Source organism: Psychrobacter sp. 1U2, assembly GCF_051847575.1.
In genome coordinates, this window is record NZ_JBPYDC010001396.1 from 1 (window position 1) to 610 (window position 610).

General features: G+C 43.1%; 1 protein-coding gene. It reads right to left on the reverse strand.

From position 1 onward, the window contains the following. Positions 1–564, reverse strand: a 564-nt coding sequence (locus ACS8FD_RS22290; RefSeq protein ID WP_439277470.1) for an undecaprenyl-diphosphate phosphatase, incomplete at its 3' end; no start/stop codon positions are given. Between the last annotated feature and the right edge of the window lie 46 nt (positions 565–610).

A 610-nucleotide genomic window follows, 5' to 3' on the forward strand; every position in this document is an offset into this window, starting at 1 on the left:
CTTACGCGAAACACCAAGCCAGAGCGCACCAATGATAGTCGCACCTGAACGTGATGTACCTGGTATCAGCGCCAGACACTGAAACAAACCAATCATCAACGCTGTCTTTAGACTGACGTCTTCGGCCTCACGAGCAATGATCGTTTTGGGACGTTTTTCAACATAAAATATCAGCAGACCACCGATGATGAGCATGATAGCAACAGTAATAGGATTAAATAAGTAGGTTTTGATCTCATCAGCAAAAGTAAAGCCTACAAGCATCACAGGAACAGTAGCGACAATCAAGCTCAGCCCCAGCTGTCTTGGGTTACTCATACCGTCAGCTTTGCCCGTCAGCAGACCCATCAACGCTTGCCACAGCCTACCCCAATAGTCATAAATGACTGCCAAAATAGCACCAAGCTGTACCACCACCACAAACAAATCGACTTTATCTTTAGTCCAAAAATTCATTAAATCGGCAGATAGAATTAAATAACCCGTGCTAGAAATGGGTAAGAATTCAGTAATGCCTTCAACGATACCCATGATGACAGCTTGAATTAACAAGAGTATATCCACAATTATTTTCCTAAAAACAGACCTATTGGCCGTCCTATATTGTCGT